12 protein-coding genes are annotated in these 13,586 nt (G+C 68.7%); 7 read left to right on the forward strand and 5 right to left on the reverse strand.

Annotated features, from left to right (window positions below; translation table 11 throughout):
* Nucleotides 1-2 precede the first annotated feature (2 nt).
* The 3 genes from holA to leuS form a co-directional block, all read right to left on the reverse strand.
* On the reverse strand, nucleotides 3-1,040 hold the full coding sequence (holA, locus tag NR101_RS16250; RefSeq protein WP_256775903.1) for a DNA polymerase III subunit delta: 1,038 nt from the start codon (nucleotides 1,038-1,040) through the stop codon (nucleotides 3-5).
* 29 nt (nucleotides 1,041-1,069) lie between these two features.
* Complete coding sequence (gene lptE, locus NR101_RS16255; RefSeq protein WP_256775902.1) at nucleotides 1,070-1,678, reverse strand: LPS assembly lipoprotein LptE; 609 nt, start codon at nucleotides 1,676-1,678, stop codon at nucleotides 1,070-1,072.
* A 91-nt stretch (nucleotides 1,679-1,769) separates the two neighbouring features.
* Nucleotides 1,770-4,409 carry a leucine--tRNA ligase gene (gene leuS, locus NR101_RS16260; RefSeq protein ID WP_256775901.1) on the reverse strand — a complete coding sequence of 880 codons (2,640 nt, stop codon included), beginning with the start codon at nucleotides 4,407-4,409 and terminating at the stop codon, nucleotides 1,770-1,772.
* 328 nt (nucleotides 4,410-4,737) lie between these two features.
* Here leuS and NR101_RS16265 point away from each other — a divergent pair, with 328 nt between their 5' ends.
* The gene (locus NR101_RS16265) at nucleotides 4,738-4,962 is read left to right on the forward strand and encodes a hypothetical protein (protein WP_256777755.1); all 225 of its coding nucleotides are present in this window, start codon (nucleotides 4,738-4,740) and stop codon (nucleotides 4,960-4,962) included.
* Between the two features lie 13 nt (nucleotides 4,963-4,975).
* On the opposite strand, the gene NR101_RS16270 is transcribed toward NR101_RS16265, so the two are convergent.
* Nucleotides 4,976-5,593 carry a DUF998 domain-containing protein gene (locus NR101_RS16270; RefSeq protein ID WP_256775899.1) on the reverse strand — a complete coding sequence of 206 codons (618 nt, stop codon included), beginning with the start codon at nucleotides 5,591-5,593 and terminating at the stop codon, nucleotides 4,976-4,978.
* Nucleotides 5,594-5,723: 130 nt separating this feature from the next.
* Here NR101_RS16270 and trxA point away from each other — a divergent pair, with 130 nt between their 5' ends.
* The 5 genes from trxA (at nucleotide 5,724) to NR101_RS16295 (ending at nucleotide 11,397) form a co-directional block, all read left to right on the forward strand.
* Nucleotides 5,724-6,581, forward strand: a complete 858-nt coding sequence (gene trxA, locus NR101_RS16275; RefSeq protein ID WP_256775898.1) for a thioredoxin — start codon at nucleotides 5,724-5,726, stop codon at nucleotides 6,579-6,581.
* 228 nt (nucleotides 6,582-6,809) lie between these two features.
* Nucleotides 6,810-8,459 carry a FecR domain-containing protein gene (locus NR101_RS16280; RefSeq protein WP_256775897.1) on the forward strand — a complete coding sequence of 550 codons (1,650 nt, stop codon included), beginning with the start codon at nucleotides 6,810-6,812 and terminating at the stop codon, nucleotides 8,457-8,459.
* Entirely contained in the window at nucleotides 8,456-10,081 is a 1,626-nt protein-coding gene (locus NR101_RS16285; protein ID WP_256775896.1) for a CHASE2 domain-containing protein, read from the forward strand. Before NR101_RS16280 ends, NR101_RS16285 begins: the two co-directional genes overlap by 4 nt.
* A 68-nt stretch (nucleotides 10,082-10,149) precedes the next feature.
* Entirely contained in the window at nucleotides 10,150-10,629 is a 480-nt protein-coding gene (locus tag NR101_RS16290; protein WP_256775895.1) for a DUF4442 domain-containing protein, read from the forward strand.
* A gap of 24 nt (nucleotides 10,630-10,653) precedes the next feature.
* Complete coding sequence (locus NR101_RS16295) at nucleotides 10,654-11,397, forward strand: hypothetical protein (RefSeq protein WP_256775894.1); 744 nt, start codon at nucleotides 10,654-10,656, stop codon at nucleotides 11,395-11,397.
* A 40-nt stretch (nucleotides 11,398-11,437) separates the two neighbouring features.
* Here NR101_RS16295 and NR101_RS16300 read toward each other — a convergent pair whose 3' ends face one another.
* Nucleotides 11,438-12,748, reverse strand: coding sequence for a hypothetical protein (locus NR101_RS16300; protein WP_256775893.1), 1,311 nt, complete (start codon nucleotides 12,746-12,748; stop codon nucleotides 11,438-11,440).
* A 74-nt stretch (nucleotides 12,749-12,822) separates the two neighbouring features.
* Here NR101_RS16300 and NR101_RS16305 point away from each other — a divergent pair, with 74 nt between their 5' ends.
* Complete coding sequence (locus tag NR101_RS16305; RefSeq protein WP_256775892.1) at nucleotides 12,823-13,500, forward strand: DUF502 domain-containing protein; 678 nt, start codon at nucleotides 12,823-12,825, stop codon at nucleotides 13,498-13,500.
* Nucleotides 13,501-13,586 lie beyond the last annotated feature (86 nt).

Genomic DNA, 13,586 nt, shown 5'->3' on the forward strand with positions numbered 1-13,586 from the left:
GCTCAGGCGCGGGCCAGCAGGCGCACCGCGCGGGCTTCGGACACCGCCAGCAGCAGGCGCTCCACGCCCAGCCAGGGATCGCCGTCGGCGCGCCCCTTGGCCATGCGGTCGACCAGCCCGGCCTCGGCCACGAAACGGTCCCAGCGCTTGGGCTCGGGATGACGCTGCAGGGCGCGCTTGAACGGGGCCTGGCGCGATTCCCAGATGCCGCGGCTCTTCATCTCTGCGGCCACGTTGCCGCCCCGCGCCTGCACCCGCGCCAGTCCGGCGGTGGACAGCAGCTCGCGGATCACCATCGGCATCAACGCGGCCACCGCTTCACCCTCCCCGCGCAGCCCGGCCAGCATCCTCAGCACCGCCGCCGGCTGCCCGGAGAAACTGGCTTCGAGCAGGCGGAAGACGTCGTAGCGGGCCGCATCGGCAACCAGCGACTCCATCGTCTGCACGTCCAGGGTCTGGCCGGCGGCCAGCAGCGCCAGCTTGTCGATCTCCTGCGCGGCGGCCAGCAGATTGCCTTCCACCCGCTCGGCCAGGCGCTGCACCGCGGCCGGCTCGGCACGCAGGCCCTTGGCGCGCAGGCGGCGCTCGATCCAGTCGGGCAGTTCATGCGGCTTGATCGCCCAGGCCACCGACAGCACGCCGACGCGATTGACCGCCTCGGCCCACTTGCCCTGGTGGGCCTTGCTCCATTCGTTGCAGGTGATCATCAGGATCACGTCCGGCGCCGGGTTGGCGCAGAACTGGCTGATCACCTCGGCGCCGTCCTTGCCCGGCTTGCCGCTGGGCAGGCGCAGCTCCATCAGCCGGCGGGCGCTGAACAGGCTGGGCGCATTGAAACTGGCACCGACCTGGTCCCAATCGAAATCGCGGCCATCGGCATCGAACACCTCACGCTCGTCGATGCCATCGGCACGCGCGCGGGCACGCACCGCATCGGCCGCTTCGAGGACGCGCAGGGTTTCCGGACCGGCGATCAGGTAAACCGGTGACAGCCCCTGGCTGGCCGGTTGACTGGCGAGTTGTTCGGGTCGCAGTTCCATCCTGGCGCGCCGGTCCGCGGGCGGACCGGTCAGTGCCCCTGGGTGGGGGCGGCCGGCGGCGGCACCGGCGGTTCAACCGGTGCGGTGGCCGGGGCGGCCGGCTTGGCCGGCACGCGGCCTTCCATCTCGGCCCGCACCACGCTGTCGATACGACGCATGATCGACGCCGACATCTCACGACGCAGTTCGTCGGCCAGGATTTCGCGCTCGGTGGTGGTACCGGTGGCGTCGGTGGGCGGCGACACGTAATCGCGCGAGAGCTCGATCACCTGCTGCGGCACCAGCTCGCTGCCATCCTCACGCAGGAACTTGAAGATCACCGCGTAGCGCAGGCTGTATTCCTGGGAGCGGCCCTGTGCATCGATGGCGATCGGCAGATCGCCCCAACGCTCGGACATCACCTGCAGCTGCGCGACCTTGCCGGTGCTGCCCGGTTCGGCGGCGCTGTCCGGCTCGGCGACCTGCGCGCCCGACGCCTGCAGCCCGCGACGCAGCAGCTTGGCCAGTTCGCTGTAGGGGGCGCTGGAGACCACCTGCACCGCGGCGGTGTCGGCCGGCAGCATCAGCTTGTTGCGCATATGGAAGCCACACCCGGCGAGGGTCGCGGTCAGAACGAGGGCAAGCAGGAATCGGGTCATGGGCACAGTCTGGGGGAGCCGGGCGGGCGCGGCAACAGGCATAGAAGATGCCCGATGCCGCGTGAACGTGACTTGAGACAGACGGCCGCGGTCAGGCGGCCACGATGTTCACGATCTTGCCGGGCACGATGATGATCTTGCGCACGGTCAGACCGTCCAGGAACTTGGCCGCGTTCGGCTCGGCCAGGCCCAGCGCTTCGATCTGGTCGCGCGCGGCGTCGGCGGCCACCTCGATGGTGCCGCGCAGCTTGCCGTTGACCTGCACCGCCAGCGTCACCGCGTCGCGCACCAGCGCGGCCGGATCGGATTGCGGGAACACCTGGTCTTCCAGCAGCGTCTCGCCATGGCCCAGCACCTGCCACAACGCATGGCTGGCATGCGGGGTGATCGGGTTGAGCAGCAGCACGGTGGCCTGCAGCGCTTCCTGGCGGACCGCGCGGCCCTGCTCGCTGACATCGTCAAACTTGGCCAAGGCGTTCATCAGTTCCATCACCGCGGCAATGGCGGTGTTGAAGCTGTGGCGGCGACCATAGTCGTCACTGACCTTGCCGATGGTTTCATGGGTCTTGCGACGCAGCACCTTCTGCTCGGCGCTCAGTGCAGCCACGTCCAGCGCCGGGGCGACGCCCTCGGCGGCATGCTTCTGCACCTGGGCCCACAAGCGGCGCAGGAAGCGGGCCATGCCGTCCACGCCGGCTTCGTTCCACTCCAGCGACTGTTCCGGCGGCGCGGCGAACATCGAGAACAGGCGCACGGTGTCGGCCCCGTACTTGCCCACCATCGCCTGCGGATCCACGCCGTTGTTCTTCGACTTGGACATCTTCTCGGTACCGCCGATCACCACCGGCTGGCCGTCGGCGATCAGGGTGGCGCCGGTGATGCGGCCGCGATCGTCGCGCTGCACGTCCACGTCGGCCGGGTTGATCCAGTCCTTGGAGCCATCCGGGTTGGGCCGGTAATAGGTTTCCGCGATCACCATGCCCTGGCACAGCAGGTTCTGCGCCGGTTCGTTGCTGTCCACCATCCGCGCATCACGCAGCAGCTTGTGGAAGAAACGGAAGTACATCAGGTGCAGGATCGCGTGCTCGATGCCACCGATGTACTGGTCCACCGGCAGCCAGTAGTTGCCGCGCTTGTCGACCGCATCGCGGGCGCCGGGCGAGGTGTAGCGCGCGTAGTACCAGCTCGACTCCATGAAGGTGTCGAAGGTGTCGGTCTCGCGCTCGGCCGCGCCGCCGCAGTCCGGGCAGGTGGTCTTGCGCCATTCCGGGTCGGCCTTGATCGGCGAACCGGTGCCGACGAAATTGACGTTTTCCGGCAGCACCACCGGCAGCTGTTCTTCGGGCACCGGCAACGCGCCGCACTTGGGGCAGTAGATCACCGGGATCGGGCAGCCCCAGTACCGCTGGCGGCTCACGCCCCAGTCGCGCAGGCGGTAGTTGACGCGGCGCTGGCCCTGGGCCTTGCGCTCGAAACGCTCGGCCAGGGCTTCGAAGGCACCCTGGAAGTCCAGGCCATCGAACTCTTCGGAGTTGACCAGCTCGGTATCGCGGGTCTTGTCGCCGTACCAGTCCTGCCAGCGGGTGGCGTCGTAGGCCGCCTCGTCCTTGCGCGGCGTCTTCAGCGCGATGACCTGGCGGATCGGCAGGCCGTACTTGTTGGCGAATTCGTTGTCGCGCTGGTCGTGGCCGGGCACGGCCATCACCGCGCCGGTGCCATAGCCCATCAGCACGAAGTTGGCGACCCACACCGGCACCTGGGCGCCGGTGACCGGATGCACGGCGCGCAGGCCGGTATCCATGCCACGCTTTTCCTGGGTCTCCAGTTCGGCTTCGGACACGCCGCCCTGCTTCATCTCGGCCAGCAGCGCGGCCAGCGCGGGATTGGTCTTGGCCGCATGCTGGGCCAGCGGGTGCTCGCCGGCGATCGACACGAAGGTCACGCCCATCACGGTATCCGGACGGGTGGTGAACACGCGCAGCGGATCCAGCGCGCTGCCGTCGGCATCGCGCACGTCGAACTGGATTTCCAGCCCTTCGGAGCGGCCGATCCAGTTGCGCTGCATGGTCTTGACCGAATCGGGCCAGCCCGGCAGTTCATCCAGGCCGTCCAGCAGTTCCTGGGCGTAATCGGTGATGCGCAGGAACCACTGCGGAATCTCGCGCTTTTCCACCAGGGCGCCCGAGCGCCAGCCGCGGCCGTCGATGACCTGCTCGTTGGCCAGCACGGTCTGGTCGACCGGGTCCCAGTTGACCACCGCATTGCGGCGGTAGGCCAGGCCCTTGCGCATCAGCCGGGTGAACATGCGCTGCTCGTGCACGTAGTACTCCGGCGTGCACGTGGCGAACTCACGCGACCAGTCGATCGCATAGCCCATGGACTTGAACTGGCCACGCATGTGCTCGATGTTGGCGTAGGTCCACTTGGCCGGTGCGGTCTTATTCTTGATCGCCGCGTTCTCGGCCGGCAGGCCGAACGCGTCCCAGCCCATGGGCTGCAGCACGTTGTACCCGGTCATCCGCTTGTAGCGGCTGATCACGTCGCCGATCGTGTAGTTGCGCACGTGGCCCATGTGCAGCGCACCGGACGGGTACGGCAGCATCGAGAGGCAGTAGTACTTCGGCTTGTCCGAGGTCTCGGTGACCTCGAAGGCACGCGTGGCATCCCAGAACTTCTGGGCGGCGGATTCAACCTGCTGCGGATCGTAAACGTTGGGTTCGACGCTGGTCATGGAAACGCTAGTGCGGCGGCAAAGCGGGAGAGGATACCGCAGTGCGGCAAGGCGCTCCAATCGAGCACCGGAACGCCCGGCCCGCCTCGCTCTCCCGCCGGCGCAAGCCCCACGGTGCGCTGATCGGGGGGGGCGGGACGCCGTGCCAGGGGCTCCCGCACGGTGACAACCTCAGACTGGAACGCGGCTTTTCCCGCCAAGGACACAGGAGATTCCCTATCCCGGGCCGACCGCCGCCTGCAGCAGCCTTGTGGCGCAGGGGTTGCCCGGCTCCCGGCCCTGCACGGCCAAGGCCGCCCTTTCGGAGCCGATCAAGGAGATACACATCATGCAGCGCATTGCTCAGGCGGCTCTTGCCGTCGGCATGGCCATCGGCGGGGTTGCTTCGGCCCATGCCGCCAGCTTCAATTGTGCCTACACGCTCGATGACGGAAGTTTCGGGATGTACCCGGTGGAGGCGGCCGATGGCACCGATGCCACCAACCAGGCCATTGTGCTGATCCGTCGGGACCATCCAACGGCCGGCTTCACCCTTCAGTGCCACGAAGACTGAAACCAGCGGGGCGCTAAATCGCGCCCCGCACCTTGCGCAACGCTACCGGTAGCGCCGCCACCAGCCACATCGCCCAGACGGCGAAGGCCAGCCGCTGCGCCAGCGGCGCCGGCATCCATGCCTGCAGCACGAACGCGGCCAGCACCATCCCCGCCGCGCAGCCGAGGTGCAGGAACGCCTGCGCGCGCCAGCCCGGCACGCGCAGCGCACCCAGCCCATACAGCAGTGTGCCCGGCACGAATGCCAGCACCCACACCATCCACGCACTGGCGTGGAACTGGCTGGCCGGGCTTTCGATATCGCTGGCATCCAGCGATAGCAGCCCCATCGCGGCGAAGCCGGCCCCGGCCAGCACGAGCAACTGGACGCCCACGCGCAGCGTCCAGGGCGCCGTGCGCGGCACGCGCCGCAGCAGGCGTAGCGCCACGCCGCAGGCCAACGCCCCCGGCAGCACCAGCGCCAGCCAATTGAACGCCTGCGCATGCGGCACCCCGGTTGCGCCCAGCAGCGCTACCGGATGCGACAGCGCGCGGTACCCCGGCAGCGCCGCACCGAAGCCGGCGACCGCCACGACGAACACAAACGCGGCAAGCGCGCCGATGCCGCGATCGATACGGGGTGAAATGTGCATGAAGGTCTGCCTGGGCCCAAGGGAACGCCGCGCATTGTCACCGGTTTCCGCCGATCCCGTGCGTCGGGGTTGCGTCCCGCAACCGGCGCACCCATACACTGCGTACATCTTTACTCGTTGATTGCCGACCATGAGCGAATTGCCGCACGTCTTCGACGCCACCACCGCCACCTTCGAAGCCGAGGTCCTGCAGAAGTCCCTGCAGACGCCGGTGCTGGTGGATTTCTGGGCCCCCTGGTGCGAGCCCTGCAAAACACTCGGCCCGATGCTGGAAAAGCTGGCTGGCGAATACCACGGCGCATTTGAACTGGCCAAGGTCGATGTGGACCAGGAGCAGCAGATCGCGGCCGCCTTCCAGATCCGCTCGGTGCCGACGGTGTTCCTGGTCAAGGGCGGCCAGTTGGTCGACGGCTTCCCCGGCGCGCTGCCGGAAGGCCAGATCCGCGAGTTCCTGGCCCAGCACGGGGTTACCCCGGCCGAGCCGGTCACCGAGGCGGTGGCCGAACCAGAGCCGCTGGATCCCCAGGCCCAGGTGGATGTGCTGCGTGCGGCGATCGCCGCCGAGCCGGACAAGGACGAACTCAAGCTGGACCTCGCCCTGGCCCTGCTGCAGACCGGCGCCAGCGCCGAAGCCAGCACGCTGATCGACGCGCTGCCCGCCAACCTGGCCACCGACGACCGTGCGGTGCGCGCCCGTGCGCGTCTGGATTTCGCGATTGCCCTGCAGGATGCGCCCGCGCCTGAGGTGCTGGACGCACGCATTGCCGCCAACGGCGATGACCTGCAGGCCCGCCACCTGCGCGGTGTGCAGCTGCTGCTGGGCGGGCAGGACGAGGCCGCGCTGGAGCATTTCCTGGAGATGCTGCGCCGCGACCGCGGTTTCGCCGAAGGCCTGCCGCGCAAGCTGCTGATCGATGCCTTCAAGGTGATCGGGGACGATGACCTGATCGGCCGCTACCGCCGGCGCATGGCCTCGCTGCTGTTCTGATCCCGGCACGGTGTCGCCCGGGAGATGCCGGATGCGACACCGACTTCTAACGGATTCCACGTGTCCTAGGCGTGATCCCGGTCACGTTCAGAAACCCTGCACGACGCCCGGGCAATAATGCCGGCGCGGCGTATTGGACGTCGCGATTCATTCGGGGGGATGAGGTCTGGGCCCATCGGGGTCGCAGGGCTACGCCCCGCCCTGCTGGGCCAGATGACCGTGAGTTCGATGCGCTTGCCACACGTTCCCTCCCTGAGCGGCCGCCTGCTGATGCTGGCGGCCCTGCTGTTGACCGCCCTGCCCGTGTTGGCCCAGGACTGGACCTACCGGGTCCGTCCGGGTGACACCCTGTGGGACCTCGGCGCGCGCTATCTCAAACCGTCGGTGCCTTGGGAAAAGTTGCAGGCGCACAACCACGTGGCCGATCCGTATCGCCTGACGCCGGGCACCCAGCTGCGCTTTCCCATCCCCTGGCTGGCCGTGCAACCTGCGCCGGCGCGTGTGCTGGCCGTCCGCGGCCGGGTCCAGGTTGGCGATGCCGGTCGGACGACGCTGCGTGCGGTCATCGAAGGTGAGCTGCTGACGATCGGCCAGCAACTGGTTACCGGCGCCGACGCCAGTGTCACCATCGCCTTCGCCGATGCCTCGCGGCTGCAACTGCGCGAGAACTCGCGCCTGCGCCTGGACCAGCTGAGCCGCTACGGTCGCACCGGCATGGTCGATACACGCCTGCGCCTGGAACAGGGCCGCACCAGCAGCCGGGTGACGCCGGCCAAAGGCCCGGCGTCGCGGTACATCATCGACGCCCCCAGTGCGACCAGCAGCGTGCGCGGCACGGTGTTCCGGGTCAGCGCGGGCGATGCCACCCATAACGCGTCCACCGAGGTGATCGAAGGCAAGGTGCAGGTCGGCAATCGCCGCGGCCAGCGCCTGGTCACGCGTGGCCAGGCAAGCCGCAGTGTGTCCGTCGATGCACGTCCGGGCGACGTGGAAGCCCTGCTGCCCCGACCGGTGCTGGACCCCGCGCGGCTGCACCTGGACCCGCTGCCGGCGCAGCTGTCATGGTCGGCGGTGAGTAGCGCCGCTCAGTACCGGGTCGAGGTGGTCCGTGCCGACCAGCCGGAGATCCTGCTGTTCGCCCGGGACACTGCCGCCACCACGCTGACCGTACCCGACCTGCCCCCGGGCGAGCTGCGCCTGCTGGTGCGCGCGGTCAGTGCCGATGGCGTGGAAGGCCTGGATGCCGAGCGCGACTTCGTGGTGCGCGACCAGCCGGTGGCCCCGTTGACGGTGCGCCCGGTCAACCAGGAAACCGTCAATAGCGCGCGGCCGCGATTCGAATGGAGCCAGGTCAGCGACGCCGAGGCCACCGTGCTGCAGATCGCGCGCGATGCGCAGTTCCTCGAACCGGTGCTGGAGCAGGAGAGCCGCGGCACCCATCTGCGCCCGACCCAGGCGCTGGCGCCGGGCGCCTATTTCTGGCGCGTGGCGTCGCGCGATGCCGCCGGCCACCGCGGCCGTTTCGGCCAACCGGTGGCGCTCACCCTCAGTGATGCCCCGGTCGATCCGGCACTGCAGCCGCCGCAGGCCGCCAAGGGCCAGTTGACGCTGCGCTGGCAGGCCGGCGCACCCGGCCAGCGCTATCGCGTGCAGCTGGACCGCAAAGGCGATTTCGCCCAGCCGCTGCTGGACCGCGACGTCGATCAACCCGAGGTCTCGCTCAAACGTCCGTGGCACGGCGCCCTGCACGTGCGCGTGCAGTACATCGACGACGATGGCTACGCCGGCCCGTTCTCGCCGGCGCAGCAGATCAAATTGCCCTGCCGTACCTGCTATGGCGCTGGCGGCGGCGCGCTGCTGTTGTGGTTGCTGCTGTGAAACCCCTGCTGCTGTCCTGGCCGCAACGCATCGTGCTGTCGACCCTGGTCGGCGCGCTGGCGGCGGCGGCCAGTCATTTGCAGTGGTTCTGGCAGCAGGATGAAGCGGTGTACGACGCTTACGTCGGCCGTTGGGAATACCGTCCCGACCCACGCCTGCTGATCGTGGCGATCGACGACAACAGCCTGCAGCAGATCGGCCAATGGCCGTGGCCACGCGCCACCCACGCCCAACTGCTGGACCGTCTTACCCAAGTCGGCAGCGCGCGGGTGGTGCTGGATCTGATGCTGTCCGAACCGGACCGCCAGGATGCGGCGCAGGACGCCGACCTGGCCGCGGCGATCCGCCGCAACGGGCATGTCGTGTTGCCGGTACTGGCCGCCCCGGCCAGTGGCCCACGCATGGCCGAGGAACTGCTGCCGATCCCGCTGATTGCCGCCAACGCGGCCACGCTCGGCCACAGCGACGTCGAAGTGGATGCCGATGGCGTCGCGCGCGGGCTGTACCTCACGGCCGGGATCGGCTCACCGCACTGGCCGGCCCTGGGGCTGGCGCTGGCCGACACGCCCGGCCCGCTGCCGGGCCTGCGCGATCCCGATCCGGCGCAGTCCTCGCCCTACCAGTGGCGCCGCAACCACTACGTGCGCGTGCGTTACGCCGGCCCACCGGAGACCTTCCCGCAGGTGTCCTACGTGGACGTGCTCAACGGCGAGGTCGATCCGGCACTGCTGCATGGGCGGCGGGTGCTGGTCGGCATGACCGCCAGCGGCATCGCCCCACGCCTGCTCACCCCGACCACCCGCGAGCGCTGGATGAGCGGCAGCGAATACCAGGCCAACGTGGCCTCGATGCTGCTCGATGACAAGGTCATCCGGCTGCTGCCCACGCTGTGGCAGGACCTGCTCAGCGGGGTGCTGGTGGCGCTGTGCTGCCTCGGCCTGACCCTGCCGCGGGCGGCGGCCAGCGCCCTGCTCGCCCTGCCCGTTACCCTGCTGATCAGTTTCGTGGCGCTGCGTGCCGGCAACCTGTGGTTCGCCCCGGCCGCCGCACTCACCGGCATGCTCGCGGTGATTGCCGCCTGGGTGCTGTGGCGCATCAGCGCATGGCGACGCCAGGCCAACAGCGATGCACTGACCGGGCTGGGCAACCGGCTGCGCTTCGAGCAGACCCTGCAGCAGGAACACGAGGCCGGCCGCCGGAGTGGCCGCCCGCTCAGCCTGGTGCTGATCGACGTGGATCATTTCAAACACCACAACGATCTCTACGGCCACCATGCCGGGGACAGCGTGCTGCGCCAGATCGCCGGCGAAATCGGCGCCCATGCACGCCGCCCGCGCGATATGGCCGCCCGCTTCGGCGGTGACGAGTTCGCCCTGATCCTGCCCGACACCAGCGCCGAGGGCGCCGTGCAGGTGGTCGAGGATCTGCTGGCGCGGACGCGGGCCATGGAGGTCCCGGCCGGGCCGGGGCAGACCCTGCAGATCACCCTGACCGTGGGCATCTTTACCCGCGTACCTGCCAGCGACAGCGAGCCGCGCCATTACTTTGAAGGCGCCGATGCGGCGCTGTACCGGGCCAAGGCGGCAGGCCGCGACGGCTATGCGGCCGATGACGGCGGCTGAGCCCACGCGCACACCATACGCAGGCGAATGTTAGACTCCGGCCACCTTCCCCTGCGCAGCCCGTCCCGATGAAGGCCACCGTTTTCCGCCATGGCATTAACCTGTGGCCGCCATTCCTGTTTACCGGCATCCACGTCACCGAGGTCAGCGACGACTACCGCCACGTGCGCGTCGAACTGCGCATGCGCCCGTGGAACCGCAACTACGTGGGCACCCATTTCGGTGGCAGCCTGTTTGCGATGACCGATCCGTTCTGGATGCTTACCGTGATGCAGAACCTGGGCCGCGATTACTACGTATGGGACCGCGCCGGTGCCATCGAATTCATCAAGCCCGGTCGTGGCACGGTGACGGCCGAGTTCCGCCTGGATGATGCACTGCTCGATCAGCTGCGCGCGGCGACCGCCGGCGGCGAGAAGTACCTGCACTGGTTCAGCAACGACATCCTCGATGCGCAGGGCGAGGTGGTCGCACGCGTGCGCAAGCAGGTCTACCTGCGGCTCAAGCCTGACGCGCGCAGCCCCAAGGCGCCCGACAGCAAGGGTTGATCCGGCACGTGGTTGCTATCCTCGGTGCCCCTGCGTTTCACCGACGACCTCATGCGCCTGCTGTCTGCTGCCCTGCCCCTGCTGTGCCTGCCCATACCTGCGCTGGCCCTGGAGGTTCCGCCGGTGGCGTATCCGCGTCTGCCGGCTGTCGCCAGCAATGCTGAAGGCTTCGTTCCAGACGGGTGGCGCATCGAACAGCGCCTGGACGGCGACCTCAACGCGGACAAGCGCGCCGACCTGGTGCTGGTGCTGCGTCAGCAGGACCGGCACAACGTGGTCGAGCATGAGGGCTTGGGCATCAGCCCGCTGGACAGCAATCCGCGCCTGCTTGCCGTCGCATGGTCCAACCCGGACGGCAGCTATGCGCTGGCCGCGCAGAACCACACCCTCATCCCGCGCCACGAATACCCGAACATGTCCGATGTATTCGAGGACGGTTCCGGCGGCGTATCGATCGTGCGCGGCACGTTGCAGGTGCAGCTGTATTTCTTCTCCAACGCCGGCAGCTGGTCCACCGGCTCGACGACCTTTACCTTCCGCTGGCAGGACCAGGCCTTCGCGCTGATCGGTTACGACAGCCGGTCGCTGATGCGCAACGCCGGGGAGACCGAGGCACTGAGCATCAACTATTCCACCGGCAGGCTGCGCCGCGCGCATGGCAGCATTGAAGACGACCGCGACCAGGTGCAGTGGGAAGCGCTGCCGTCGACCAAACGCTGGACACTGAACAGCATTGGTGACGGGGGAGCGTTTCAACCGTTGCCCTAGCCACGGACGCCCGGCGCCCGCGTGGCGCCGACGTCATGCGTTACTGCGGCTGCCAGGCCAACGGCAGCCGCGCGCGGATCATCGCGCTCGCGTCGGTGGAAGGCCGCGCAAAGCGTCGCACCTGCACGCCTCGACCATCGGCGCTGGGCTGCAGCGGGCGGTGCGCGCTGCGGAGTGGATCGGGCAATCGTGCCAGCGTGGCCATCGCACCCTTGCCGTCGTTCGGCTGTCCACGCAGCCACAACATCGCCGCGGCCAGCCGCAGCTGCGCGCCGGCATCCTGCATGCGCCAGCTGTACTCGTCATATGCCGGCCCGGCGATGTCCTGCAGCATGCAGCCCACCGCATTGGCCACGCACTGCAACGACCACACCGACGGCGGCGTGGCCAGCGTCACCCTGCGGTCGTCGCGGATCTGTTGCTGCACCTCGGTCGCGCAACTGCGTGACAGCAGCGCGGCACTGCGTGCCTGGGTCTTTTCCGTGTCGTACAGCCAGCGCGATTGGCCGTCCGGCAGGCGTGCGGTTGCAGCGCGCTGGAAGGCGAACTCCCCGCGCATGGGCACGCACAGGTCCAGCTCGGCCACCGTCGGTGCGGCCAAGGCCTGCTGGCAGATCGTCGGCAGAGACGCATCGGCCGGCAGCTCGGACATTATCTCGGTGAACAGCGACGCATTGCGACTGGCCATGGCACCGCCCACCATCGCCACCAGCAGGCTGTCGCTGCTGCGCATCAACATGCGCCCGGTGCCGATGTCCTCGCAGACGCCCTGCAGGGCCTGGCTGCTGTTGCCGCGCACCTGTTCCAGCGCGTGCAGCGACAGCCGCTCCATCAACGCCTGAATCGGCGGAAACGGCATCGACACGTCACTGGCGAACAGATTGCGGTAATGGTCGTTACGGCTCAACGCGCTGATGCGCGCATGCAGCCCGTCATGCCCGCGATGCGCCTGGGCCACCTCCGCCGCATGCGCGCGTACGTCGTCCAGGCAACTGTCGGTGGCGCGCCCGCACCAGCCGTGGGCGGGCGTGGCCTTCGGGTATCGCCCTTCGGCGACGCTGGTCGTCCACGGCTGCGAGGTTTCCGCGGCAATCGCCTGCGCGAACGCCTGCGTATCGCGTGTGGTCAGCGCGCGCATCCGGGCAGGATCGATGCCGTCGTAGGGCAACAGCCACAGCGGCGGGAACGCATTGCGCTCGGGCACCTGGTCGCGCGGCGCGGCCTCCATCGCCGCCAGCGCCGCACGCTCGGCGGCCGGCACCGGCAGCAGCCAAGACACCAGCACCACCACCACCAGCAGCGCGCCCATCCCGAGCACGGCCATGCCCACCCACTTCACTCCGTTCAACACAGCATTCCTCCAGCGCGCCGCTTCCTGCGGTGGCCGGCAGGGTAATCCGGGCGGCGGCACGGCTACAATGCGGCATGTCGCCCGAAGCCCCCCAACTCGTCCCGCGCCCCTCCCTGCAGCGCCTGTTCCTGACCGGCCTGCTGACCCTGCTGCCGATCTGGCTGACCTGGGTGGTGGTCAAATTCGTCTTTGTGCTGTTGTCGGGCATTTCCAGCCCGGTGGTGGTGCCCCTGTCCGAGCAGATCGCCGCCTCGTTCCCGCATTACCTGGGCTGGGTCAAGGTCGAGTGGATGCAGAACGTGATCGGCCTGGCCGCCACCCTGCTGGTGATCCTCAGCGTGGGCGTGCTCAGCCGCCGGGTGATCGGCCAGCGCCTGCTGCGCTGGTTCGGCGCGGTGATCAAGCGCATTCCACTGGCCAGCATCATCTACGACAGCGCCAAGAAGCTGCTGGACATGCTGCAGACCGAGCCGGGCAGCACCCAACGCGTGGTGCTGATCGATTTCCCGCACCGTGACATGAAATCGGTCGGGCTGGTCACTCGGGTAATCCGCGAACAGGGCACCGGTCGCGAGCTGGCTGCGGTGTACGTGCCGACCACGCCCAACCCGACCTCCGGCTACCTGGAAATCGTGCCGGTGGAACTGCTCACGCCCACCGACTGGACCGTCGACCAGGCCATGAGCTTCATCATCTCCGGCGGCGCCGTCGCCCCGGAAACCGTGCCGTTCACCCGCGCCGGAGACCGCTAGAGGCGCGCCACCAGGGACGGCAGCGGGTCTTTACCCCTGCTGACGCGCGGTGGTGCGGCGCTGGCCGTACGCGCGCGGATCGGGCA

The organism is Stenotrophomonas sp. Ste86 (assembly GCF_024519465.1).
Taxonomy (GTDB): domain Bacteria; phylum Pseudomonadota; class Gammaproteobacteria; order Xanthomonadales; family Xanthomonadaceae; genus Stenotrophomonas.

Bases quoted from the DNA above. Each gene is read 5' to 3' on its own strand.
- holA (WP_256775903.1), bottom strand. From the start codon at position 1,040: ATGGAACTGCGACCCGAACAACTCGCCAGTCAACCGGCCAGCCAGGGG.
- lptE (WP_256775902.1), bottom strand. From the start codon at position 1,678: ATGACCCGATTCCTGCTTGCCCTCGTTCTGACCGCGACCCTCGCCGGG.
- leuS (WP_256775901.1), bottom strand. From the start codon at position 4,409: ATGACCAGCGTCGAACCCAACGTTTACGATCCGCAGCAGGTTGAATCC.
- NR101_RS16265 (WP_256777755.1), top strand. From the start codon at position 4,738: ATGCAGCGCATTGCTCAGGCGGCTCTTGCCGTCGGCATGGCCATCGGC.
- NR101_RS16270 (WP_256775899.1), bottom strand. From the start codon at position 5,593: ATGCACATTTCACCCCGTATCGATCGCGGCATCGGCGCGCTTGCCGCG.
- trxA (WP_256775898.1), top strand. From the start codon at position 5,724: ATGAGCGAATTGCCGCACGTCTTCGACGCCACCACCGCCACCTTCGAA.
- NR101_RS16280 (WP_256775897.1), top strand. From the start codon at position 6,810: ATGCGCTTGCCACACGTTCCCTCCCTGAGCGGCCGCCTGCTGATGCTG.
- NR101_RS16290 (WP_256775895.1), top strand. From the start codon at position 10,150: ATGAAGGCCACCGTTTTCCGCCATGGCATTAACCTGTGGCCGCCATTC.
- NR101_RS16305 (WP_256775892.1), top strand. From the start codon at position 12,823: ATGTCGCCCGAAGCCCCCCAACTCGTCCCGCGCCCCTCCCTGCAGCGC.